This window comes from Pseudonocardia sp. HH130630-07 (assembly GCF_001698125.1).
Taxonomy (GTDB): domain Bacteria; phylum Actinomycetota; class Actinomycetes; order Mycobacteriales; family Pseudonocardiaceae; genus Pseudonocardia.
This window is the reverse complement of sequence record NZ_CP013854.1, coordinates 5,867,808-5,890,345: the sequence shown is the minus strand read 5'-3', so window position 1 is coordinate 5,890,345 and position 22,538 is coordinate 5,867,808. Positions and strand designations below refer to the sequence as shown.

Here is a 22,538-nt window from a genome sequence, read left to right as displayed (position 1 = left end):
GGCCGGGCCGGTCAGCGTGCGGCCAGGCCGCTGCGGGGCTCCCAGCCGAACAGCCGGCGCGCCTTGGCGATGCTCAGTGCGCCGGCGTCGGGCCGGTCGAGGTCCCCGACCGGCGGGGCGTCGTCGCCGAAGGCCCGGGCCACGAGCTCGGCGAGGGGCTCGCCGAGCAGGTTGTCCGGCTGGGCCGCGTAGACGACCTCGTGCCCCGGGGTGTCGGCGGTCGCGGCGCGCACGGCGAGGTCGCCCAGGTCCTCGGCGTCGACGAAGGTCCACTGGTTGAACGACGGCACCGGGCCGGCGTCGCGGGTCCGCCGGACGTACCCGTCGTACATCTCGCCGGTCGTGACCAGCGACGGGCGGATCGAGACCGCCGTGACCGGCACGGCGTCGTCCTGCCGCCGGACCAGCGCGTCGAGCATCTGCTCGCCGAGCGCCTTGCTCAGCGCGTAGGCCTCCCGCGGGCGCAGCGGATGGTCCTCGTCGACGGGCAGGTAGTCGGGCAGCAGGACGGGGTCGCCGGTCATGTAGCCGGGTGCGGTCTCACTGGACATCGCCACCAGCCGCGGCACCCCGACGATCCGGACGGCCTCGGTGACGTGGAACAGGGCCGGGACGTTCGTGTCGAAGACGGCGCCCTCGGTGTCCTGGAACGGTTCCGGGATACCCGCGGTGTGCACGACCGCGTCCGGGCGGATCCGCCCGACGAGGTCGACGGTCTGCCCCAGGTCGGTGAGGTCGGCGCGCAGGTACGGAGCGGCGGCGGGGTCCGTCGGGCCGTAGGAGGGCGGTGCCTGGTCGGTCGCGGTGACGTCGTGCCCGGCGGCCCGTGCCGCGGTGACGGTCGCCTGCCCGACCTTGCCCAGCGCTCCGGTGACGAGGATCTTCATGCCCGGTGTGGTTCCCCGGACACGGGCCGGGCAACCTCGGATCGGCGCACCGCCGGTTCGACGTTCCTCGAACGACCGCCCGTGCCGGTCCCGGGGGCCGTAGGTTCCGTGCATGACCGGAACGGACCGGGAGCCGGCCCGGCGCGGGCGGCGGGTCCGCCCGCCGTCGGCCTGCCGTCCCGGCCGGTGACCGCGGTCGAGTACGGTACCGGCCAGCATGTCGCGAAGCACTCCGCCACCGCCCGAGGACCGTCCGCAGTCACCGCGGGTCCGGATGGACGTCGAGGCCCGCCGCGCGCAGCTGATGGCCTCCGGCGTCCGCCTGTTCACCGAGCGGCCCTACGACGACGTGGAGATCGGCACCATCGCGCACGAGGCCGGGGTCTCCCGCGGGCTGCTGTACCGCTACTTCCCGGACAAGGCGTCGTTCTTCGCCGAGGTGGTGGCCGACCGGCTCGTGTACCTGGCCGGGCGCAGCACCCCCGATCCGGCGCTGCCGCTGCTCGAGACCTCGCGGGCCGCGATCGACGGCTACCTGGACGTGGTCGGTGAACGCCCGCAGTGGTACGTCTCGATGTACCGCGGGTCGGCGTCCTCCGCGGCGCCGGTGCGGGACGTGCTGGCCCGGTTCGACGAGGAGCTCGTCACCGGGCTCCTGACGCTGTTCGGCGCGGACGACACGGAGCTGACCCGGGTGCTGGTCCGGGGATGGCTCGCCTACCTCGCGGCGATCGGCATGGCGGTCGTGGACGGTGCCGAGGTCGACCGGCCGGCGCTGCGGGAGCAGTGCCTGCGCGTGCTGGCGTCGGTCGCCGAGTCGGTGGCGCCGCCGGGTGGTGGCCGGGGTCAGCAGCCGGGAGCCGAGTAGAGGTCGAGCAGGCGCCGCCCCCTGGCGGTGACCGTCACCTGGACGGTGCGCCCGTCCCGCCGGCGGACGACCAGCCCGCTGCGCTGCAGCCAGTCCACGTGGTGGGTGACCGAGGCCGGGGTCAGGTGCATGGACCTGGCCAGCTGGGACATGCCGGGACCGTCCTGGGCCAGGCGCAGGACCGCGGCCCGGGGACCGGTCAGCAGCGCGTCGAGCTGGCTGCCCGCGACGGGATCGGGGGTAGGCCGCCGGGCCGGGTAGGCGAGGTAGAGATCGTCCGGCCGGTCCAGGTTCGCGACGGTCAGGCGCAGCCCGGCCAGCAGCGGGTTGAGGACCAGGGTGCGGGTGCCGATCCGGCTGTGCACCCCGTCCGGGTCGGGGTACTCGAATCCCGACGGCGTGGCACGCCCCCGGGGATGGGCGTCGGCGAGCTCCTCGGCGAGCGATCCGGTGACGGCGGCCCGGCCGATCCGGTGGGCCTCGTCCTCGCGCAGGCCGCGCTGCCGGTGCCACTCCGGCGCCAGCGCGGTCCAGAGCAGCTCCAGACCGTCGGTGAGGTCCCGCAGCCACCTGCGCGGGGCCGGGCGGATCGCCTCCCAGTGCGCCGGCAGCCGCCCGTCGAAGGTCCGGTCGAGATCGTCGCCGAGCTCGCCGTCGGAGACCGACCGGAGCCGGTCGAGGTGCTCGCGCATCCGGCGGTGCGCGGACGGGGCCGGATCGCCGTCTAACTCGGGGGTGAGGCAGTCCGGGGACAGCGAGGCACCGGGGGCCACCACACGCCCGGCCGCGAGCAGGCTCTCCGGTCGCAGGCCGGCGCAGGCGTCCGCGAACGCCGTGCGCCGGCCCGCCGCGCGGTCGCGGACCCCGGCGCAGGCGAGCCCGAGCACGCTGGCGAACGGGTCCTCGACCACCCGGACCGGCACCGGCTGATCGAGCGTGACGTGGGTCGACCGCAGCCGAACCGGAGCATCCGAGCAGACGATGACGACCCCCCAGGTCACCGGGACCGGAATGAACCCAGTTCATTAGTGAGGAAACCGTAGACCGCCGGGAGGGTCGGTGTCAAAGGGCGGATCAGGTGGAGACGGTGACGAGCATCGACACGAGCAGGGCGACGATCACCGTGTTGAAGACGAACGCGACGACCGTGTGGACGGTGGCCGCGGAGCGCATGCCGGTGCTCGTGACCGTCACGTCGCCGCTGTTGTACGCGGTGCTGATCCCGACCGACAGGTACACGTAGTCGGCGAGCCGGGGCGGGGCGGGGCCGGGGAAGCCCAAGCCGCCGGAGCGGCCGTTCTCCCGGGCGTAGTGCACGGCGTAGACGATGACGATGAGCAGCCACGACGCGACCACCGCGAGGACGGCCAGCCCGACGACGACCGGGTCCTCCCGCAGCTCCCGCAGCACCATCACGCAGATCACCGCGGCGATCGCCACCGCGCAGAACGTCAGTGCCCCGAGCGGGCCGCCGCTGCCGGCGAGCCACTCGGTGCGGCGCCTGCGCCGGCGCCCGATCCGGTCCTCGGCCAGCCAGTCCACCAGCGTGAACCCGTCCGCCCGGCGCAGCGCGATCCAGGTCAGACCGGTGTAGACGACGGAGTAGGCGGTCCACGCGCCGAAGTACACGGTGACCACGGTCCCGGGCGAGACGGCGCCGTCGGTGCGCAGGACCGGGGCGATGGCGCCGTAGATCGTGGCCAGCACGGCGGTGAGGACGATGGTGACGACGTAGCGGGCCCCGTCCGACGCCAGCCGCGGGCGCCGGGTCCGGGGTGCGACGTCAGAGCCGGCAGCGCGCATCGGTGGGCACCTCGAGATCGATGAGATAGCGGGTGACGATGTCGTCGACGCACCCGTTGCCGGGCACGAGCACGGCACCGTGCCGTTCGCCCTCGACGGTCAGCAGCTCCGAGCCGAGGGTGTCGGCGAGCGCGATGCCACCGGCGTGCGGCGACGAGGGGTCACCGGTGACCGACACGACGAGCGTCGGCGGCAGGCCCTGCACGTCGGTGGCGTAGGGGGTGCCGAGGGTGGGCTCGGCGGGCCAGTGCTCGCACACGTCGCGGGCGGTGCGTCCGAGGCCGTCGTCGAGGAAGGGGGCGGCCTGCAGCATCGCCCGGCGCATGTCGGTCTCCTGCTCCGGGCTGAACCGCTCCCGGTCGTTGCAGTGCGTGGCGAACGCGCCCTCCACGAAGGTGGAGTAGCTGCCGTCGTCCTGGACCTGGTGGGCGGCGTCGCGGGCGGCGAGCAGCGCGTCACCCCGGCCGGCTGCGAGCTCGGTCAGGCCCGCGGTGATCGTCGGCCACTTCTCCACGCCGTAGAGGTTGAACAGGACGGCCTCGATCGCGCCGCGGTGGGTCAGCTCGCGGTCGGCACCGACCGGGACCGGGTTCTCGGTCAGGGGCCGGACCAGCTCGTGGAACCGGGCGGTGGCCTGCGCCGGGTCGTCGCCCAGCGGGCAGTTCCCGGCGGCGGCGCAGGCGGCCGCCATCGTCTCGAACGACCGCTGGAAACCGGCGAACTGCTGGATCATCCGGTCCCGGATCCCGAGGTTCGGGTCCATCCCGCCGTCGAGCACCATGGCGCGGACCCGGTCGGGGAAGGTCTCGGCGTAGACCGCGCCCAGCCGGGTGCCGTAGCTCGCACCGAAGAAGGTCAGCTGCTCGTCGCCGAGCACGCCCCGCAGGACGTCGATGTCCCGTGCGGTGTCGCGGCTGCCGAGGTGGGAGATGACGTCCGCGCCGCCGGAGCCCTCCGCGCAGCGCTCGGCGACCCGGCGGGTCTCGGCCTCGTCCCAGGTCTCGCCGCCGAAGAGGAACGTGGCGATCAGCCGGTCCTCGCGCCGCTCGGCGTCGGAGAAGCAGTCCACGGTCGGCGTGGACCCACCGGTGCCGCGCATGTCGAAGCCGACGAGGTCGAACCGCTCGCCGAGCGGGGGATAGCCGGGGAACGTCGACAGGGCCGCGGCGAAGGACGTCCCGGGTCCCGCCGGCCCGCCCGGGTTGACGACCAGCGAACCGATCCGCTCACCGGACGCGGCGACCCGCAGCACGGCGAGCTCCACGGTGCGGCCACCCGGGTCGGCGTAGTCCAGCGGCACCGTCAGCCGGGCGCACTCGAGGTTCCCGACGACCCGGTAGACCTCGGCCTCGTCGTCGGTCGTGGCGTAGTCGGTGCAGGACCCGAACGCGAGCTCCTGGTCGTAGAACTCCGCCAGCTCCGGCGGTGGTGCGCCGGGGGCGGGACCGATCGCCGCCGGGGCGGTGGCGCACCCCGCGGCGAGGCAGAGCAGGACGGCGGACGCGATCAGCGGGCGGAGTCGTACGAGACGGGGCACGGTGCGCAGCCCACACCTGGCCCTCACGTCCACCTCAACATGTACCGGTGTGGCGGCGGTCACCCGCTAGGCTCGGCCCCGAGCACCGTCGGGAGGGAGGCAGCGCCGTGGTGTGGAGCCCCAGCCGGCTCGCCGAACTCGCCGGGACCAGCCGTCGCACGGTCCGGCACTACCACCAGCTCGGCCTGCTCCCGGCCCCCGAGCGGCGTTCGAACGGCTACCAGCACTACGGGGTCGACCACCTGATCCGGCTCATCCGGATCCGGCGGCTGGCCGGGCTCGGGCTGACGCTGCCGCAGATCGCCGCCGTCGGCGACACCGACCGGGTGCCGCCGGACGTGCTCCGCGACCTCGAGGCCGAGGTGGGCCGGAGCATCGACCGGCTGCAGGCGACCCGCGCCGAGCTGGTGGCGATGATCGAGCAGGCCGCCCCGATCGACGTGCCGGGGGTGGTGGCCCGGCGGGTCGAGGGGCTGCCCGCGGCCGAGCGGGCCCTCGTCGTGGTCCTCACCCGGCTGCTCGGCCCGCAGCCGCTGGACGCCTACCTCGACCTGCTCGCGCCGTACCGGGCGCACGCGGCCGTGATCGCCTTCGACAACCTCCCGGCCGACGCCGAGGGGGCGGCCCGCGAGGTCGTCGCCACCGGCGTCGCGGACCACCTGCGCGAGCTGTCCGCGCTGCGGCCCGCCCAGATGCAGCTCATCGACGCCGCGCTGCAGGACACCGGCGTGAAGCGGCGGACCGTGCAGGAGGCCGTCGGCAACCTGTACAACCCCGCGCAGCTCGACGTCCTGGCCCGGGCGCTGCGCCGCAACGGCCGGCCGCGTCCGGCGGGGTTCGGCCGGAGCTGACGCCGCGGGGCCGGGTCCCCCGGCCGGGTAGCGGACGAGCGGCCACCGAGTGTCCGGCACCGGGTAACGTGGCCGGTCGTGGTCACGCGCAACGACGTCGCCCGGGCCGCCGGGGTGTCGTCGGCGGTGGTGTCCTACGTGGTCAACGACGGCCCCCGGCCGGTCGCCCCGGCGACCCGTGAGCGGGTGCTGGCCGCGATCCGCGATCTCGGCTACCGGCGGGACAACGTGGCGCGGTCCCTGCGGGTGGGGCGCACCCAGTCGACCGGACTGGTCGTCCCGGATCTGGCGCTGCCCTACTTCGCCGAGTTCACGAAGTTCGTCAACGCCGCGGGGGAGCGCGCCGAGCACCAGATCCTGCTGGGCGCGTCCGGCTGGAGCGTGGAGCGGGAGCGCGCCATGGTCCTCGACCTGGCCGAGCGGCGGGTGGACGGTGTCGTGCTGCTGAGTGCCGACCCGCTGCAGGACTTCACCGGCCTGCACGATCTCGGGATCCCGGTCGTCGTGGTGGACCGGCCGGTGGTGACCACGCTGGGCACGCACGCCGCCGTCGACCATCTCGTCGGGCACGGCCACGAGCGGATCGGGCTGCTGTGTGGTCCGCGCGAGCACCGATTGTCCCGCCGCAGGGTGGCGGCGTGGCGGGACGCCATGCGCCGCAACGGATGCGATCCGGACCCGCGGTGGCGCCGGCACTCCGAGATCTCCCGGCGGGGCGGGCACGACGCGACCGGGCGCCTGCTCGGTTCGCCGGACCGGCCGACCGCGCTGGTGGTCGGGTCCGACGCCCAGGCGGTGGGGGTCCTGCGGGCGGCCTACGAACGCTCCGCGGGGGTGCCGGAGCAGCTCGCGGTGATCACGACCGAGGGCACCGAGCTCGCCGAGTTCTCCACGCCGAGCCTGAGCTCGATCACCCAGCCGATCGACGGGGTCGCGGAACTGGCGTTCGCCCGGGTCGTGACCGCACCGCCGGGGGTCGTGACCGTCTCCGACGACCGGTTCTCGCTGCGTGGCCGGGAGTCCTGCGGCTGCGCTTGAGCCCGTACGGAGCATTGACGACTGATTCTACTCGTGTAGATACTCGACGCACCATCCGGTCTACACGAGTAGCTCTGGAGGTGGCAGTGCAGCCATCGGGTAAGAAGCACGTGCTCGTCGTCGGGTCCGCCAACGTGGACGTCACGCTCCGCGTGGGTGTCCTCCCGCAGGCAGGGGAGACGGTCCTCGCCCGCTCGGTCCGGGAGACCGCCGGCGGGAAGGGCGCGAACCAGGCCGTCGCCGCGGCCCGGGCCGGAGCCGGCGTCCGCCTGGCCGCCCGCCTCGGCCGCGACGGCGCCGGGGACCGGCTGGTCGCCGCGATCGAAGCAGCCGGGGTCGACGTCCGGGCGGCCGGGAGGGATCCCGACCATCCGACCGGCCGGGCGACCGTCCTGGTCTCCGACGACGGCGACAATTCGATCGTGGTCGTCGCCGGCGCGAACGGCGCGCTCGGCCCGGGTGAGGTGGCCGCGGCCGTCGGGTCGACGGGACCGGGCGACGTCGTCGTGGCCCAGGCCGAGATCCCCGCCGACGCCGTCGCGGCGGCCGCCGCGACGGCTGCCCGCGCAGGATCACGGTTCGTCCTCAACCTGGCGCCGTACCGGGCGCTCACCCCCGGCCTCCTGGCGCCGGACGCGATCCTGGTCGTGAACGCCGTGGAGGCCGCCGCGCTGGCCGCCGACTCGGGGGCCGACGGGGTCGAGGGGGCCGCTGCGCTGGCCGGGCGGCTCGGGTGCACGGTCGTGGTCACCCGCGGTGCACACGGCGCCGAGATGGCCGGGCCCGGCGCCGCCGCCGTGCGGGTGCCGGCGCTCGCCGTCGATGCCCCGGTGGACACCACCGGCGCCGGTGACGCGTTCGTCGGGGTGTTCGCCGCGGGCCTGGCCGAGGGCCGGACGGTGCCGGACGCGGCCCGTCGCGGCTGTGTCGCCGCCGGTCTCAGCGTGCGCGGGGACGGGGCGCAGGCCTCGTTCCCCGACCGCGCCGGGATCGACGCCGCGGAGCGGGCCCGGGTGGACGCCTGATGCCCGCCCGGCACCGTGCTGCCCGCCGGTGGCCGGCGCTCGCGCTGCTCACCGTGACCGCACTGCTCGCCGGCTGCGGCGGGACGCCGCAGGACGAGGGCCCGCCGGGCGAGGTCGGGGGCACGATCTCCTACGGGTACTGGGGCAATCCGAGCCGTGCCGAGCGGGTCGACGCGATGGTGGACCGCTTCGAGCTCGCCCGCCCCGGGGTGGAGGTCCGGAGCCAGATCGGCGCCTACCAGTCCTACATCGAGCGGCTGACCGTGCGCGCCGCCGGCCGGGACCTGCCGTGCGTCACCAGCATGCAGAGCACCTTCTTCGCCCCGTACGCCACCCAGGGTGCGCTGCTCCCGCTCGACGGGCTGATCGCCGAGGGTCGGATCGCCGTCGACGACGTCCCGGCCGACGTCCTGGTCTCCGGTCAGGCCGGCGGGCGGCAGTTCATGATCCCGACCGGTTCCTACGTGCGCCCGGTCGCCTACAACGTCGATCTGCTGGCGGGCACCGGCGTGCCGCCGCCGCGGCCGGGCTGGGACTGGGCGGAGTACGCGGACTGGCTGCGCGCGATCCAGGCGCGGCTGCCGGAGGGGGTCTACGCCACCGAGATCGAGGCATCGAACCTGATGTCGCTGTTCAGCTGGGTGGCGAGCCACGGCGAACCCTTCTTCGACGAGTCGGGCCTGGCGTTCGACCCGGCGCTGCTGCGCGAGTGGTTCGTGCTCTGGGAGGGACTGACCAGGGAGGGCGTGACCGTCCCGCCGTCGATGATCCCCGACCAGACGAACAACCTGGAGCTCGCACCGGTCGCCCGCGGGGTCGCCGTGGCAGGGACCCGGGACATCCCGCAGCTGACGATCACCGAGAGCGCACTGCGGGGCGTCGGGCTCGGCCGGAGCGTCGGCTGGGCGTCGAACCCGGTCGCCGTGGCCGGTGCGTCCGGCAACGTGATCGGCTCGAACGGCCTCGCCATCTCGGCGGACTGCGACAACGTCGCCACGGCGGCCGCCTTCATCGACTTCTTCGCCAACGATCCGGCGGCGATCACCGCCTACCGGTCGGACAACGGCGTGGTGCCCGGAGCCCGGGGCCAGGAGGTGCTGCTCGACGACGCCGCGACACCCGAGGGAGTCCAGCGCAGCGTGCGCGTGCTGCGCGAACTGAGTGAGAGCGGCGACATCGCCTCGATGACCTACCCGCAGGGGATCCAGATCCTCACCGGCGAGCTGCGCCGGCTCTTCGAGGACATCGCCTTCGGCCGGACCGACGTCGACACCGCTGTCGAGAGCTTCTACGCCGAAGCCCGACAGGCGCTGAGCTGAACCGAGGACCCCACATGGCATCGACGACGACGTCGCATCGCCCCATCTCCGCCCGCCCCGACCCGCCGCCCCGGCGCCGCCCCTCCCGGCAGCGCCGTGACGACCTCGCCGGCTACCTGTTCCTGACCCCCTGGCTCCTGGGGATCGTGGTCATCGTCGGCGGACCGATCCTGGCCTCGCTCTACCTGTCGTTCACCGACTACTCGATCCTCGGCGTGCCCCGGCTGTCCGGCCTCGACAACTACGTCCGGATGCTGACCGACGACCCGCGGTTCTGGACCTCGCTGGGGGTCACCCTGGCCTATCTGTTCCTGTCGGTGCCGCTGGTCGTGGTGTTCGCGCTGCTGCTCGCGATGGTCCTCGACCGCGGGGTGCGCGGGCTGCCGGTCTACCGCGCGGTCTTCTACCTGCCGTCGCTGATCGGGGGCAGCGTGGCGATCGCGATCCTGTGGCGGTCGGTGTTCGGTGAGGACGGGCTGTTCAACGCCGGTCTCGGCCTGGTCGGCATCGACACCGACTTCTCCTGGATCGGCACGCCGGACACCGCGCTCGGCACTCTGATCGCGCTCAACGTGTGGCAGTTCGGTGCCCCGATGCTGATCTTCCTCGCCGGGCTCCGCCAGGTCCCGGCGGAGCTTCAGGAGGCGGCCCGGATCGACGGCGCGGGTGCGGTACGCCGGTTCTTCTCGGTGACGCTGCCGATGCTCAGCCCGATCATCTTCTTCAACGTGCTGATGAGCACGGTGAACGCGTTCCAGGCGTTCAACACCGCCTACATCGTGAGCAACGGTACCGGTGGGCCGGCCAGCTCGACGCTGTTCTTCACCCTCTACCTCTACCAGCGCGGATTCACCAACTTCGAGATGGGCTACGCCTCGGCGCTCGGCTGGGCGTTGCTGGTCGTGGCCGCGTCGGTGACCGCGTTGCTGTTCCTGGCCTCCCGCAGGTTCGTGTTCTACGGAGACCGCTGATGACGATGCTGCGCCGACCGGAGTTCCTGCGCCACCTGCTGCTCCTCGCCATGGCGTCGGTCATGTTCTACCCGCTGGCCTGGATGGTCAGCGCGTCGGTCCGGGACGACAGCCGGATCGGGGATCCCGGGCTGCTGCCCGGGCCGGACCCGACCTGGAGCGCCTACGCCGAGGGCTGGGCCGGACTCGGCGGAGTGGGATTCGGCCAGTTCCTGCTCAACTCCCTGCTGGTCGCCGTGGCCTGCGTGGTGGCGAACGTGCTGGCCTGCTCGGTCACCGCCTACGCGTTCGCCCGCATCGACTTCCGCGGCCGCCGGGTGCTGTTCGCGCTGATGATCGGCACGTTACTGCTGCCGCACCACGTGATCCTCATCCCGCAGTACCTGATGTTCCGCGAGTTCGGTTGGGTGAACACCTATCTCCCGTTCGTCGTGCCGAAGCTGCTGGCGACCGACGCCTTCTTCGTGTTCCTGCTGGTGCAGTTCTTCCGGGCGATCCCGCGTGAGCTGGACGAGGCCGCCCGGCTCGACGGCTGCGGTCACCTGCAGATCTTCTGGCGGATCCTGCTCCCGCTCGCGAAGCCGGCGCTGGCCACGACCGCGATCTTCACGTTCATCTACAGCTGGAACGACTTCTTCACCCCGCTCATCTACCTGACCGACACCGAGATGTACACCGTCCCGCTCGCGCTGCGCGGTTTCGTCGACGCGAACGCCGAGTCCGCATTCGGGGCGTTGTTCGCGATGTCGGTGGTGTCGCTGCTCCCGGTGCTCGGGGTGTTCATCGCCTTCCAGCGGTTGCTGGTCAACGGCATCGCCACGACCGGGCTCCGTGGATGAGCGGCGCCGGTCACAGAACCCGCGGGGCCCGGTCGGGCTCCGTGCCCGTCCCACCGACCCCACGGAGGCCGCACGACCGATCGAGAACCGGAATCCGTCCGCATCCGACGGAGCACACTGAGGTGTTCTCAGTAGCGTGGTGATCATGTTGTGCGGTCGTATTCGGTGTGGAGTAACACGAGCGCGGCGGCGGTGATCGCGCCGGTGCGCCAGGGACAGAGGGTGACTCGCTGTAGCGTTGCGAAGGTGGTCTTGAGCAGGGCGTTTGCTCGTTCGGCGAGTGCTCGGGTGGCTGAGTGCAGGCTGTTGACGGTGCGCTGATCGACTGTTCGGCCGCCGGCGGGGATGGGTTTGATCGGCACGGTGAGTCGGTGGGCCTCACCTTCGTAGCCGAGATCGCCCAGCGCGGCGTGGTCATCATCGATCCAGTGATCGAGGTCTTCGAGCAGACCGGGGTGGGCTCGGGCACAGGTCACGTCGTGTTCGCGCCCGGGTCTTCCCGGGGATGTCCATAGCGGCCATCCATCCGGGGCGGACACGACCTGGACGTTCCCGCCGTGGCGGTGGTGTTTACCCGACCACCACAGGTCGACCCCCGCGGTGGGGCCGAGCGCGCGGCAGCGGTCGGTGGCGATCAGGGTGCCGTCCAGGTGAACGTGGGTGTGTCCGGCGAGGCGGGCGGCGAGCAGGGCACCGTGCAGCCCGGGTGCGGCGCTGGCGAGGACGTCGATGCCTTCGTGCAGGTAGCGATAGGTGGTCGCGGTACTGATCGCGTTGTCGCGGGCCAGGTGCCGGACCCGGGTGGCGTCGCAGAACCAGCGGATCACCAGCACTGCCTGGGCGAACGGGGTCAACGCCCGCCGCCGGGGGCGGGTACCGCGGCGACAGCGTTGAGCGGCCAGAAGCCGAGCCAGGTAGGCCACGGTGTGCTCCCCGATCGGGAGGACAGCGGTGTAGGTGACAGGATCGGACATGCGGGGCCTCGGAGAGTTCGTTGATCTTGGTCGACCAACTGCTCTACCGGGGCCCTGCCCCATGTCCTAGACATCTCCACTCCCTCGGCGTGTCGCAGCGGAACGACCACCACTACTGAGAACACCTCACTCACACAGGAACGGAAGAGCGTTGTCGCTGAGCAGTGAACGCAAGAAGGAAGTTCTGGACACCGTCAGCAAGCTGCGGGTGACCGATGTCCGTGATGGTCTGGACTGGGTCGGTCTGCATCACACGGGGACGGTGTCGCCGGAGATCCGTCCGTTGTGGCGGACGAAGGCGGCGGGGTTCGCCACGACGTGTCGGCATGTGCCGACGCAGCAGACGGTGCCGACGATGTCGCCGCAGGACTACACGAAGTGGGCCTACGAGTACTGGTACGGGAAGGTCTTCGCCAACGACCTCGCCGACCAGATCGACGAGCACACCTTCCTCGTCGTCGACACCTGTGACACCGCGACGCCCGCGGTCGGCTCGGCAGATTCGATGATGTACGCCGCGCTCGGCGCGCGCGGGTGCCTGACCAACGGTGGTGCGCGGGACACCGACGAGACGCTGGCGAGCAAGCACCTGCCGGTGTGGTCGCGGTGGATCGTGCAGCCGATGTACCAGGGCCGGGTGGAGTGGGGCGGGCACGGCATGACCGTCGAGATCGGCGGGCAGCCGGTGCGTCCGGACGACCTGGTCGTCGCCGACGGCGACGGGGCCGTCGTCGTGCCGGTTGCGTACGTCGACGACGTCCTGACCTACGCGATCCAGGAGTCGGAGAAGGACAAGGCGGCGCGGGCGGTGCTGTTCGACCGGCTCGGGATCGAGCGCGACGACTCGGTCCGGCCGGTGTTCGACGTCGCGCCGCACCCGTACGCGAAGTCGGCCGAGGAGATCACGGCGATCCTCGACCGCCGGCGCTGACCCGGGGCCCTCACGTCCAGACGCGGTTGCGCCGACGGAGGTGGTCACGGACCAGCAGCGCGCCGACGCCGAGGGCGAGCAGCCCGAACACCACCCCGACGACGGTGGGCAGCGACGACAGCGACGCCGCGCCGTTGACGGTGAGCAGTGCGACCAGCGCGGCCCACAGCACCCAGCGGGGCGGCCCGCCCGGTGCGGGGCGTGCGGGGCCGGAGGGTCCGGTCGGGTCCTGGCCGGTACCGGTGTCGCTCATGATCGTCCTCGGTGTCGGGGGAGGCTGGGTCACCGCCCGGTGCGGTAAGCCTGCAGCGGGCCGGTGGGCCGACACATCGGAGGAAGGTGGGTGATCGGGGACCTGCATCCTTCGATGCAGGCGGGGCCGGAGGGCCGGTGGGGCCTGCGTGGTGCAGGCCCCACCGGCGAGCCGCTCCCCGGTCGTCAGACCGCGGCGGTTCCTAGTCGCAGAGCAGCAGGCTGACCCGGCTGCTGTGCCCGTACTCGCCGTTCTCGAGGGTCTCGGCGGTCATGTTCTGCAGCTCCAGGATGGTGTCCATGGCTGGTTCCTCTCTCAGTGGGTTCCCCGACCGGATCCGGTCGAAGTCAGGGGGCCGGCGCCGGCGGTCGGGGACCGGTGCGCGTGGCCGGGGAGGGGCAGGATCGAGGGGTGCCCGCCGCGGGCGGCGAGCGCGAGCAGGACGCCGGCGTTGCCGGTGTCGACGTCGGTGGACAGCCGCAGCAGCTGGTGACCGCCGACGGCGATGCCCGGTCCGGCCGGGGCGGCGAGGCGCCCGACCAAGGCGGTCAGCTCGTCCATGACCCGGGTGGTCGCCGGGTCGGGCGGTGCGCCGGCCAGGGTGAGGAGGAGTCCGGCGGCGCCGAGGCCGAGACCGGGGTGGACGACGAAGCCGGTGCGGCAGGCGGCGAGCAGGCCGGGCAGCGCGGCCACGCCGGCGTGGCCGGGATCGTGGCGCGCGAGCGCGAGCGCGGCCAGCGCCACCCCGGCGCTGCCACGGGCGAGGTAGGGCAGCGTCCGCGGGTGGCCGGGGTCCTCGGCCTCCAGGGTGCCGTCGCCGGTGGTCCGGCAGCGGGCCAGGTCGCGGCGCAGCGCGGTACCGGCCCGGTCGAGCCACACCGGGTCGCCGGTCCGCTCGAACGCCAGGACGTGCAGCAGGCAGATCCCGGACCAGCCGTCGAGGAACCCGGCCGCCGTCGGGCCCGGACCGTGCTCGCCCGCGCCGGCGAGTCGCTCGGCGATGGCGAGGCCGCGTGCCTGCAGGTCGCTGTCGTCGTGGGTGGCGGCGAGGTCCAGGGCGACCAGCGCGGTCCCGGCGAGTCCGCCGCGCACGCCGGGGTCCGTACCGGGTGCGCGGTCGAGGTGGTTCCGGAGCAGGTCCCCGGCGATCTCCGTGTGCCCGAGGCCGTCGAGGGCTTAGGCGATCCCGGGGGCACCGAGCCACAGCCCGGCCCGGTCGGGCTCGTACCGGGCGAGCGCGTCGAGCAGCCAGGCCTCGTGCGCGGGGCGCGGGTCGGCGCCGGCCACGCGCAGGGCGTGCAGCACGCCGGCGGCCCCGTGGCCGAAGCACAGCCCGTCGACGTCGAACTGGGCGATGTCGCCGGGGAACAGCCGGTCCCGGCGGTCCGGGGTGGCCGAGCCGAGGATCCCGGCGACCAGACCGGGGCCGAGCGCGCCGGCGCCGGCCGGTTCCCCGGTGACGCCGAGGTCCCGCGCCATCCGGTCCGACCAGCGGGAGCCGAGTGCGAACCGGCTCCGGGCGTGGTCGATCCACCCGGCCAGCGGGGCCCGGGAGACCTCGAGCAGCGGGGCGGTGGGATGGAACATCCACAGCCGCAGCACCGCGCGGGCGTGGTCGTCGGCGGCGCGTCCGGCCGGCCGCCCGGGCAGCCGGAAGCCGGGGGTGCCCAGCCCGTGGCCGTCGCGGTCGTCGAGATCACCGGCGACCTCGAAGTCGACGAGCGAGACCCGGACGGTGCCGTCGGTGTCGTCGATGTCGTCGGTGTCGTCGACCAGGACGTTGTCCGGGTTCAGGTCCCGGATCGCGATCCCGCGGGCGTGCACGGCGGCGACGACGGCGTCGATCCGGTCGGCGACGGCGGTGGCCCGCCGCGCGTACCCGGCGCCGGCCGCAGCGTCGTGGTCCTGCGCCGGCAGGTTCCGCGCCACCCAGGTCGACAGGGTGCTGCCGGGCATCGTCTCCAGGGGCAGGAAGTGGTGCCCGCCGGCGACGACGATCTCACCGGACCGGGGCAGCCCCGGGATCCCGGACAGCCGCCGCAGCATCGCGTGCTCGTGGGCCAGGCGGGCCACCGCGTCGCGTCCGGAGGCGTCCCAACCGGCATCCGGGCGGGCCTCCTTGAGGACGACGGTCCCGCCGAGACCGGCGGCGGGGGTGCCGGGGCCCGGGACGGCCCGGTAGATCCCGCCGGCGTTCGAGAACCGCACGGCCGAGGTCACCGTGAAGGGCAGAGCCGAGCCGCCGGTGACGGTCGCGTCGCGGTGCGGGACGAGGCAGCCGGGAACGTCGACCCAGTCCGGGACCACGAACCGGGGCAGGCGCCGGTCGGGGACCAGAGCCCCGTCCGGACGGCGCACGGCGGGGACGCGAGCGCCGTCGGTGTCGTCGCACCACAGGTGCCGGAAGCCGCCGTAGCGCACGTGCAACGGCCCGTCGCCGATGCGCAGGTCGCTGAGGATCCGTGGTCCCTGTTCGCCGGCCAGGAGGGGGGCGAGCCCGGCGAGCAGGCCGGCCAGGTCGGCGTCGTCGCGGGGGTAGACGGTGACGAACTTGCCGCTGCTCGCCCGGTCGGCGTCCTTCGCGTTGCCGGACAGCAGGACGCGGCGTGACCGGAGGTGCTTGAACGGCGTCCCGGTCGCGACGCAGTGCGCCGCCACCGCGGCCAGTACGCGCTCGGCGTTGTCGAGCAGCGCCGAGACGTGGATCTTCCAGCCCTGGTCGGGCAGTCGCGTCCGCGGCGGGGCCAGGTGACGCCAGGTCGGGTCGAGGACCTCGCGCCATCCGTCCGGGACGGCGGCCGACCCGTCGTACCGGTCACCCGGCCGGTCGTCGCGGGCCTCGGGCCGATCGTAGAACGTCGGGTCGGACCGGCAGTGCGCCCAGTACCGCTGCTGCACGGTCCTCCTCCGTCGAGCCATCAGGGAACGCACGGAAGGTGTTCGGTCACTTACGTTCAGTCACCCTCGGCGCTGCTCGATCCTGGCCATCGAAGGCGTTGTGGCGCAACAGGACAGGCGCGCACAGGCCGAAAATCTGCACCGCGGGACAGCGTCCATAGCGCGTTCGGGTGGCAGGTCTGGACGTGGCGCACCCGGTCGTCCGGCGGTACCGGCCCGCGGCGGCGACGATGGACGCGAGGACGGGCGCCCCGTCCCGGCGCCCAGCCCGAGGACGGGAGAACGATGAGCACGATCGCCATCACCGGAGTCCGGATCTTCGACGGGGAGCGCTCCGCCGGGACCGGCACCGTGGTCGTCGACGGCGGCACGGTCGTCGCCGCCGGGCCGGGGGCCGCCGTGCCGGCGGGGGCGGAGGTCGTCGACGGGGCGGGTGGCACCGTGCTGCCGGGCCTGATCGACGCGCACGTGCACCTCACCACCCGCCGCCACCTCGACGCGCTCGCCGCCCACGGTGTGACGACCGCGTTCGACATGGCCTCCTGGCCCGCGTCGACGACGGCGGCGCTACGGGCCGAGACCGGCACCGCCGACCTGCTCAGCGCCGGGGTACCGGTGATCGGCCCGGCCGGGCCGCACTCCCGCTTCGGGATGCCGGAGTACGCGGTGGTGACCGATCCGGACGCGGCCGCCGAGGGCGTCGCCCGCCGGATCGCCGACGGATCGGACTACCTCAAGGTGGTGGTCGAGGCCCCCGGCCGCGGCGGACCGTCGCCCGAGGTGGTCGCCGCGGTGGTGCGGGAGGCGCATGCGCTCGGCCGCCGGGTCGTCGCGCACGCGAGCCATCACGACGCGTTCGTGCTCGCCCACGAGGCGGGCGCCGACGTCCTCACCCACGTCCCGACCGGCACCCCGGTCGGTGCCGACCTCGCCGCGGCGATGACGGCCGGGGGACGGCTGGCGATCCCCACCCTCACCGTCGCGGAGGTGCTCACCGCGGCCCGGGCCGCACCGGGGGAGACCTACGGGGCGGCCCGGGACTCGGTGCGGGCGATGCGGGAGGCCGGGGTGCCGGTGCTGGCCGGGACGGACTCGGTCGAGCAGCCGGGGCTGCCGTTCTCGATCCCGCTCGGGGCGAGCCTGCACCACGAACTGGAACTGCTGGTCGGGGCGGGGTACCCGCCGGTCGACGCGCTCGTCGCGGCCACCTCGCTGCCCGCCGCCCGGTTCGGGCTCACCGACCGGGGCCGGATCGCACCCGGCCGGCGCGCCGACCTCCTGCTCGTCGACGGCGACCCGGCCACGGACATCACCGCCACCCGGGCGATCCGGGCGGTGTGGATCGCCGGCGAGCCCTACCGCCGCTGACGGTCCACGGCGTACCGGTCGATCGTGGACAGCTCCTCGTCGTCGAAGTCCAGCCGGTCGACGGCGTCGAGGTTGTCGTCGAGCTGGGCCACCGAGGACGCCCCGACCAGGACGCTGGTGACCCGGGCGTCACGCAGCACCCAGGACAGCGCGAGCTGGGCGAGGCTCTGCCCGCGGCCCGCCGCCACCTCGTTCAGCGCGCGGATCCGGGACAGCGTGTCCTCGTCGAGCATGTCGGTGCGCAACGAGCCCTCCCGGGCGGCCCGGGACCCGGCGGGGATGCCGTCGAGGTAGCGGCCGGTCAGCAGGCCCTGGGCCAGCGGGGAGAACGCGATGCACCCGACACCGAGTTCGCCGAGCGTGTCGAGCAGCCCGTCCTCGACCCAGCGGTTGAACATCGAGTAGGACGGCTGGTGGATCAGCAGCGGTGTGCCCAGCCCGGCCAGGATCTCGGCCGCCTGCCGGGTCCGCTCGGGGGAGTAGCTCGAGATCCCGGCGTAGATCGCCCGGCCGGACTGCACGGCGGTGTGCAGCGCGCCCATCGTCTCCTCGAGCGGGGTGTCGGGATCGGGCCGGTGGGAGTAGAAGACGTCGACGTGGTCCAGGCCCATCCGGCCCAGCGACTGGTCCAGGCTGGCCAGCAGGTACTTGCGGGAACCGTGGTCGCCGTACGGGCCCGGCCACATGTCGAACCCGGCCTTGGTCGAGATCACCAGCTCGTCGCGGTGGGGGCGGAGGTCGTCGGCGAAGATCCGCCCGAAGTTGGTCTCGGCGCTGCCGTAGGGCGGGCCGTAGTTGTTCGCCAGGTCGATGTGGGTCACCCCGCGGTCGAACGCCCGGCGCAGGATCGCCCGCTGGCCGTCGATCGGGTTGACGTCGCCGAAGTTCTGCCACAGGCCCAGCGAGACGGCCGGGAGGAGCAGGCCGCTGCGCCCGCTGCGGCGGTAGGGCATCGTCGTGTAGCGGTCGTCGTCCGCCCGGTAGCTCATCGTCTTGCCCTTCGCGTGGGGAGTCGTGGTGGCGACGTTACGGCGGCCCACCGACACTGCTCGCGTGCCACACTCACCGGCGTGCCGACGCTCGATCCCGACGCGTGCCGCGACCGGCTGGCCGCGGCCCCGGTCGCCCGGTTGGCGACGCTGCGCCGTGACGGCACGCCCCGCCTGGTCCCGATCACCTTCGTGCTGGTGGACGGCCTGGTGTGCTCCGCGGTGGACCGGGTGAAACCGAAGTCCGGCACCCGGCTGGCCCGGCTGCGCGACGTCGGGCGCGACCCGCGGGTGGGCCTGCTCGCCGACCGGTACGACGACGACTGGTCGCACCTGTGGTGGGTGCGTCTGGACGCGACGGCCGCCGAGCACACCGACGGCGGGCTGCGGGACCGCGCGATCGACGCGCTCGTCGGCAAGTACCCGCCCTACCGGGCCGACCGTCCGGACGGCCCGGTGCTCGTGCTCTCCCCGCAGGCGTGGAGCGGCTGGTCGGCGGTCTGAGCGACCGACCCGCTCACGCCGGGTCGAGCCATGCCGCCGCGGCCACCACCAGCGCCTCGGCCGCCCGGTTCAGGGTCGGCTCGACCCCGGTCGGGACGAAGTCCGGGGAGTGCCCGCCGGGCGCCAGACCGGCGGCGACGGCGGGCTGCGGGCGCTGCGGGCCGTCCGGGTAGAGGTCGGGGTCGAAGCCGCCGAAGTTCCAGAACACCGACGGCACCCCGGCCACGGTGCCGAACATCCCGAAGTCCTCGCTGCCCGCCTTGGCGATGGTGTCGTGCACCTGGCCGGCCCCGAAGTGCCCGGTGAACGCCTCGACGAGCCGGGCGGTCGCGGTCTCGTCGTTGCGCAGCAGCGGGAAGTCGTTGAGCGGCGCGATCTCCGGCGGCCGGGGAGCACCGCCGGCGGCCGCCTCGGCGTCGACGATCCGGCGCACGGCGGCGAGCACCGTCTCCCGGACGTCCGGGTCGAACGTGCGGATGTTCAGCTTCAGCTCCGCCCGGTCCGGGATGACGTTCTCCTTCGACCCGGCCCGGATCGCGCCCACGGTGACGACGGCGACGTCGGACGGGGCGATCTCGCGCGCGACGACGGTCTGCAGCCGGAGCACCATCGACGCCGCGATGACGATCGGATCGACGCACGCCTGCGGGGTGGAGCCGTGCCCGCCCCGGCCGAACACGGTCACCCGCAGGCTGTCCGCGGCGGCCATGAACACGCCCGGCCGGGCGTAGAGGTGCCCGCGCGGGGCGGAGGTGATGTGCTGGCCGAGCGCCACGTCGTAGGCGGGGAAGCGGTCGGCGAACCCGTCGTCGAGCATGGCCCTGGCCCCGGCGCCGATCTCCTCGGCGGGCTGGAACACCGCCAGCACCGTGCCGGACCAGTGCCCGCGGTGCGCCGCGAGCTGCGCCGCCGCACCCAGCAGCGCGGTGACGTGGGTGTCGTGGCCGCAGGCGTGCATGACCGGTGTGGTGTCGCCGTCCGGGCCGGTGGTGGTGACCGTGCTGCGGTAGGGCACCTTCTCGACCTCGGCGACGGGGAGCGCGTCCATGTCGGCGCGCAGCAGTACCGAGGTGCCGGGGCCGTTGCGCAGCACGCCGACCACGCCGGTCCCGCCGACCCCGGTGCCGATCACCCGGTCCAGCGAGGCGCTGATCGCGCCCACCGAGTTGAGGTCCCCGAGGAAGACCATGTCCCAGTCCGAGTCGCCCTCGGCGATCGTGGACCAGAACGTCGCGTTGTCGACCTTGTCCATGCGCACCTGGGCCCCGGCGTCGGCCAGGGCCGCGTAGAGGTAGTCGGCGCCCCCGGAGAACTGCCGGTTGGCGGTGTTGCCGATCATCGTGATCGGGCCCTGCCCGGTGAGGGTGCGCGCGGCGAGCTCCGGGTCCCGTTGCTGCATCAGCGACCGGTCGGTGTTGGCGCACTCGAAGCTGGCCGGGGACACCGAGGCGAGCACCTCGGCGGTGCCCTTGGAGAACACCTGGTTGAACGCCCGCTGGTCGATCGCCGCCGCGACGCCGCGGCGCAGCTCGGGCCGGTCGGCGAAGATCCGCCCCGGACGCTGGTTGAACACCACGTAGGCGGTCGACGTCGTGACCGGGTAGCGGTGCACGTCCGGCTGGGCCTCGAACCGGGCCACCGCCGCCGGGTCGGCGAACTGGCCCAGGTCGATGTCGCCGGCCAGGATCTGGTTGGCCAGGCTCGACTGGTCGGTCGAGATCGCGGCCTCGATCCGCTCCGGCGGCCTGCCCTGCAGCGGGGTCGAGAACCGCGGCCAGGCGTCGTAGTCCGGGCGGAGCGCGAAGGCGTAGGACAGTCCCTGCTGGGCCTGCTCCAGCACCCACGGCCCGGAGAACGCTCCCGGCACCGAACCCGCGGCGAGGCCGTCCGGGTCGGCGGTCCCGGCCGGGCAGACGATGCCGGCCTGGGCGATGGACAGCCCCTGCGGGAGCGTGGTGAACGGGGTCGCGAGCTGCACGCGGACCCGGCCCGCCGCGTCGTCCGCGGTGACGGTGACCGCCCCGGTGCCGAACACGAGGTTCTTCCAGGTGGACTTCAGCTCGGGGCTCGAGAGGCGGCGCAGCGAGTCGGCGACGACGGTCGCGGTGATCGGGGTGCCGTCGGCACAGGTGGCGTCGCGCCGAACGTCGAACGTGTAGTCCGAGGGGGAGACGGCGTCCCAGCCGGTAGCCAGGCCGCCGACCAGCCGCCCACCGGCGTCGCGGCGCAGCAGGGTGTCGTAGAGCAGCCCGGCGACCTGGAAGGTCTGCTGGCCCTGGGCCAGCGCCGGGTCGAAGCTCGACGGGTCCGACAGCAGCACCGTCCGGACGGTGCCGGTCTCGGCCGGGCCGGCCGGTGCCGGCGCGCACCCGGCGAGCAGGGCGCCGGCGAGGACCAGCGCTCCGGCGAGCCACCGGGTGCTCATGCGACCACCCGCTCGTCGTCGCCGAGCCGCAGCCAGGCCCGTTTCAGCGTTCTGGCCTGCAGGGTCATGTCGGCGGCCTGCACGCCGGGCAGGGACCCGACCACCCGGGTGAGGTAGTCGTAGAGGTCCCCGTAGCCGGGCAGCGACCCGTGCAGGACGAGGTTGAACCGGCCGGTGGTGGCCCCGACGTAGCGCGAGGACGGCTCCTTGGCCAGCAGCCGCCCGGCCTCCTCCAGCCGGGACGGCTCGACGGCGAGCCACTGCATGAAGTTGACGTCGAAGCCGACGACCTGCGGCTCGAACATCGCCCGGAACCGCAGGCAGCCCCGGGTCACCAGGGACTCGACCCGGCGGGCCACGGTCGACTCGCTGGCCCCCGACGCGGCGGCGATCCGGGTGTAGGTGGCGCGGCCCTGGCGGGCGAGCAGCCGGGCGATGACCAGCTCCGACTCGCTGAGCCGTTCGATCCGGCTCCAGTCGGTGTGCTCGCCCACCGCGCGGCGCGGGCGCAGCGCCGCGGTCGCGGCCGGGCCGAGCAGGCCGGTGTCCCACTCCTCGAAGGCGCGGAACTTGCGGACGACGACCATCGACTCGGTGTCGACGATGTCGTCGGGCCGCGGGAGGTCCTCGACCAGCACGGACGCGACGTCCTCGTGGCGGGGGACGACGAGTTCCGCGGCGACGTCGGCGCTGCCGGACACCACGGTGACGAAGCGGACGGTCGGCAGCTCGGCGAGTGCGTCGGCGACGGCGTTGGCCCGGCCGGGCCGGCAGCGCATGCGCACGATGATCCCGATGCCGAGCCCGCAGCGCAGGTCGTCGAGCAGGCCGGTGACGGTGACCGTGCGCGAGTCGAGCAGGTACTGGCCGCGCCGGGCCACGGTGGTCTCCGAGGTGCCCAGCGCGTGCGCCACGGCCGACCACGACGCCCGCCCGTCGACCTGCAGGGCGGCGACGATCTGCCGGTCCAGCTCGTCCAGCCTGGCGATGTCACCCATTGCGCCACTGTGATGTGAGCGAAGCCACCAGTCAACGGTTTCTCGTGATGGAAACCGGCA

At 73.7% G+C, this 22,538-nt stretch carries 22 protein-coding genes; 10 read left to right on the top strand and 12 right to left on the bottom strand.

Annotated elements, in window-relative coordinates; translation table 11 throughout:
• Positions 1-11 precede the first annotated feature (11 nt).
• The gene (locus AFB00_RS27770; RefSeq protein ID WP_068800743.1) at positions 12-887 is read right to left on the bottom strand and encodes an NAD-dependent epimerase/dehydratase family protein; all 876 of its coding nucleotides are present in this window, start codon (positions 885-887) and stop codon (positions 12-14) included.
• A 217-nt stretch (positions 888-1,104) separates the two neighbouring features.
• Between AFB00_RS27770 and AFB00_RS27765 the strand changes: the two genes are divergently transcribed.
• Positions 1,105-1,755 carry a TetR/AcrR family transcriptional regulator gene (locus tag AFB00_RS27765; protein ID WP_083275875.1) on the top strand — a complete coding sequence of 217 codons (651 nt, stop codon included), beginning with the start codon at positions 1,105-1,107 and terminating at the stop codon, positions 1,753-1,755.
• On the opposite strand, the gene AFB00_RS27760 is transcribed toward AFB00_RS27765, so the two are convergent.
• The 3 genes from AFB00_RS27760 to AFB00_RS27750 all read right to left on the bottom strand — a co-directional run bounded on the left by AFB00_RS27760 (position 1,734) and on the right by AFB00_RS27750 (position 5,095).
• Positions 1,734-2,756, bottom strand: coding sequence for a transcriptional regulator (locus AFB00_RS27760; RefSeq protein WP_068799633.1), 1,023 nt, complete (start codon positions 2,754-2,756; stop codon positions 1,734-1,736). The two genes, AFB00_RS27765 and AFB00_RS27760, sit on opposite strands and share 22 nt — an antisense overlap.
• Before the next feature lie 73 nt (positions 2,757-2,829).
• The gene (locus AFB00_RS27755; protein ID WP_068799632.1) at positions 2,830-3,558 is read right to left on the bottom strand and encodes a DUF1345 domain-containing protein; all 729 of its coding nucleotides are present in this window, start codon (positions 3,556-3,558) and stop codon (positions 2,830-2,832) included.
• Positions 3,539-5,095 carry an alpha/beta hydrolase gene (locus AFB00_RS27750; RefSeq protein WP_068799631.1) on the bottom strand — a complete coding sequence of 519 codons (1,557 nt, stop codon included), beginning with the start codon at positions 5,093-5,095 and terminating at the stop codon, positions 3,539-3,541. Before AFB00_RS27750 ends, AFB00_RS27755 begins: the two co-directional genes overlap by 20 nt.
• 110 nt (positions 5,096-5,205) lie before the next feature.
• Between AFB00_RS27750 and AFB00_RS33610 the strand changes: the two genes are divergently transcribed.
• The 6 genes from AFB00_RS33610 (at position 5,206) to AFB00_RS27720 (ending at position 11,138) form a co-directional block, all read left to right on the top strand.
• On the top strand, positions 5,206-5,946 hold the full coding sequence (locus AFB00_RS33610; protein WP_197519684.1) for a MerR family transcriptional regulator: 741 nt from the start codon (positions 5,206-5,208) through the stop codon (positions 5,944-5,946).
• A gap of 78 nt (positions 5,947-6,024) precedes the next feature.
• Entirely contained in the window at positions 6,025-6,984 is a 960-nt protein-coding gene (locus AFB00_RS27740) for a LacI family DNA-binding transcriptional regulator (RefSeq protein ID WP_068799629.1), read from the top strand.
• Positions 6,985-7,064: 80 nt separating this feature from the next.
• Complete coding sequence (locus tag AFB00_RS27735) at positions 7,065-8,009, top strand: PfkB family carbohydrate kinase (RefSeq protein ID WP_197519683.1); 945 nt, start codon at positions 7,065-7,067, stop codon at positions 8,007-8,009.
• Complete coding sequence (locus tag AFB00_RS27730; RefSeq protein ID WP_068799627.1) at positions 8,009-9,328, top strand: ABC transporter substrate-binding protein; 1,320 nt, start codon at positions 8,009-8,011, stop codon at positions 9,326-9,328. The genes AFB00_RS27735 and AFB00_RS27730 overlap by 1 nt, the downstream gene beginning before the upstream one ends.
• Positions 9,329-9,342: 14 nt before the next feature.
• On the top strand, positions 9,343-10,299 hold the full coding sequence (locus tag AFB00_RS27725) for a carbohydrate ABC transporter permease (protein ID WP_068799626.1): 957 nt from the start codon (positions 9,343-9,345) through the stop codon (positions 10,297-10,299).
• Positions 10,299-11,138 (top strand): carbohydrate ABC transporter permease, encoded by an 840-nt coding sequence (locus AFB00_RS27720; RefSeq protein ID WP_068799625.1) that lies wholly within the window; start codon positions 10,299-10,301, stop codon positions 11,136-11,138. The genes AFB00_RS27725 and AFB00_RS27720 overlap by 1 nt, the downstream gene beginning before the upstream one ends.
• A 143-nt stretch (positions 11,139-11,281) precedes the next feature.
• Here the strand turns inward: AFB00_RS27720 and AFB00_RS27715 are convergent, their stop codons facing one another.
• Positions 11,282-12,112 carry an HARBI1 family protein gene (locus AFB00_RS27715; protein WP_068796054.1) on the bottom strand — a complete coding sequence of 277 codons (831 nt, stop codon included), beginning with the start codon at positions 12,110-12,112 and terminating at the stop codon, positions 11,282-11,284.
• A gap of 208 nt (positions 12,113-12,320) precedes the next feature.
• On the opposite strand from AFB00_RS27715, the gene AFB00_RS27710 reads away from it, so the two are divergent.
• The gene (locus AFB00_RS27710) at positions 12,321-13,043 is read left to right on the top strand and encodes an RraA family protein (RefSeq protein WP_335726585.1); all 723 of its coding nucleotides are present in this window, start codon (positions 12,321-12,323) and stop codon (positions 13,041-13,043) included.
• A gap of 10 nt (positions 13,044-13,053) precedes the next feature.
• Here AFB00_RS27710 and AFB00_RS27705 read toward each other — a convergent pair whose 3' ends face one another.
• The 4 genes from AFB00_RS27705 to lanKC all read right to left on the bottom strand — a co-directional run bounded on the left by AFB00_RS27705 (position 13,054) and on the right by lanKC (position 16,194).
• Positions 13,054-13,296 carry a hypothetical protein gene (locus AFB00_RS27705; RefSeq protein ID WP_068799623.1) on the bottom strand — a complete coding sequence of 81 codons (243 nt, stop codon included), beginning with the start codon at positions 13,294-13,296 and terminating at the stop codon, positions 13,054-13,056.
• 202 nt (positions 13,297-13,498) lie between these two features.
• The gene (locus AFB00_RS33605; RefSeq protein WP_156819744.1) at positions 13,499-13,597 is read right to left on the bottom strand and encodes a SapB/AmfS family lanthipeptide; all 99 of its coding nucleotides are present in this window, start codon (positions 13,595-13,597) and stop codon (positions 13,499-13,501) included.
• A 14-nt stretch (positions 13,598-13,611) separates the two neighbouring features.
• Entirely contained in the window at positions 13,612-14,388 is a 777-nt protein-coding gene (locus AFB00_RS27700) for a hypothetical protein (protein WP_068799622.1), read from the bottom strand.
• A gap of 84 nt (positions 14,389-14,472) precedes the next feature.
• Complete coding sequence (gene lanKC / locus AFB00_RS27695) at positions 14,473-16,194, bottom strand: class III lanthionine synthetase LanKC (RefSeq protein ID WP_068799621.1); 1,722 nt, start codon at positions 16,192-16,194, stop codon at positions 14,473-14,475.
• A 285-nt stretch (positions 16,195-16,479) separates the two neighbouring features.
• Here lanKC and AFB00_RS27690 point away from each other — a divergent pair, with 285 nt between their 5' ends.
• Positions 16,480-17,562 carry an amidohydrolase family protein gene (locus tag AFB00_RS27690; protein WP_068799620.1) on the top strand — a complete coding sequence of 361 codons (1,083 nt, stop codon included), beginning with the start codon at positions 16,480-16,482 and terminating at the stop codon, positions 17,560-17,562.
• On the opposite strand, the gene mgrA is transcribed toward AFB00_RS27690, so the two are convergent.
• Positions 17,550-18,551, bottom strand: coding sequence for an L-glyceraldehyde 3-phosphate reductase (gene mgrA, locus AFB00_RS27685; protein ID WP_068799619.1), 1,002 nt, complete (start codon positions 18,549-18,551; stop codon positions 17,550-17,552). The genes AFB00_RS27690 and mgrA overlap by 13 nt on opposite strands.
• Positions 18,552-18,632: 81 nt before the next feature.
• Between mgrA and AFB00_RS27680 the strand changes: the two genes are divergently transcribed.
• Complete coding sequence (locus AFB00_RS27680) at positions 18,633-19,055, top strand: TIGR03668 family PPOX class F420-dependent oxidoreductase (RefSeq protein ID WP_068799618.1); 423 nt, start codon at positions 18,633-18,635, stop codon at positions 19,053-19,055.
• Between the two features lie 13 nt (positions 19,056-19,068).
• Here the strand turns inward: AFB00_RS27680 and AFB00_RS27675 are convergent, their stop codons facing one another.
• Together AFB00_RS27675 and AFB00_RS27670 are read right to left on the bottom strand one after the other, a co-directional pair.
• Entirely contained in the window at positions 19,069-21,480 is a 2,412-nt protein-coding gene (locus AFB00_RS27675; protein WP_068799617.1) for an amidohydrolase, read from the bottom strand.
• Positions 21,477-22,478, bottom strand: a complete 1,002-nt coding sequence (locus tag AFB00_RS27670; RefSeq protein ID WP_068799616.1) for an Lrp/AsnC family transcriptional regulator — start codon at positions 22,476-22,478, stop codon at positions 21,477-21,479. The genes AFB00_RS27675 and AFB00_RS27670 overlap by 4 nt, the downstream gene beginning before the upstream one ends.
• Positions 22,479-22,538 lie beyond the last annotated feature (60 nt).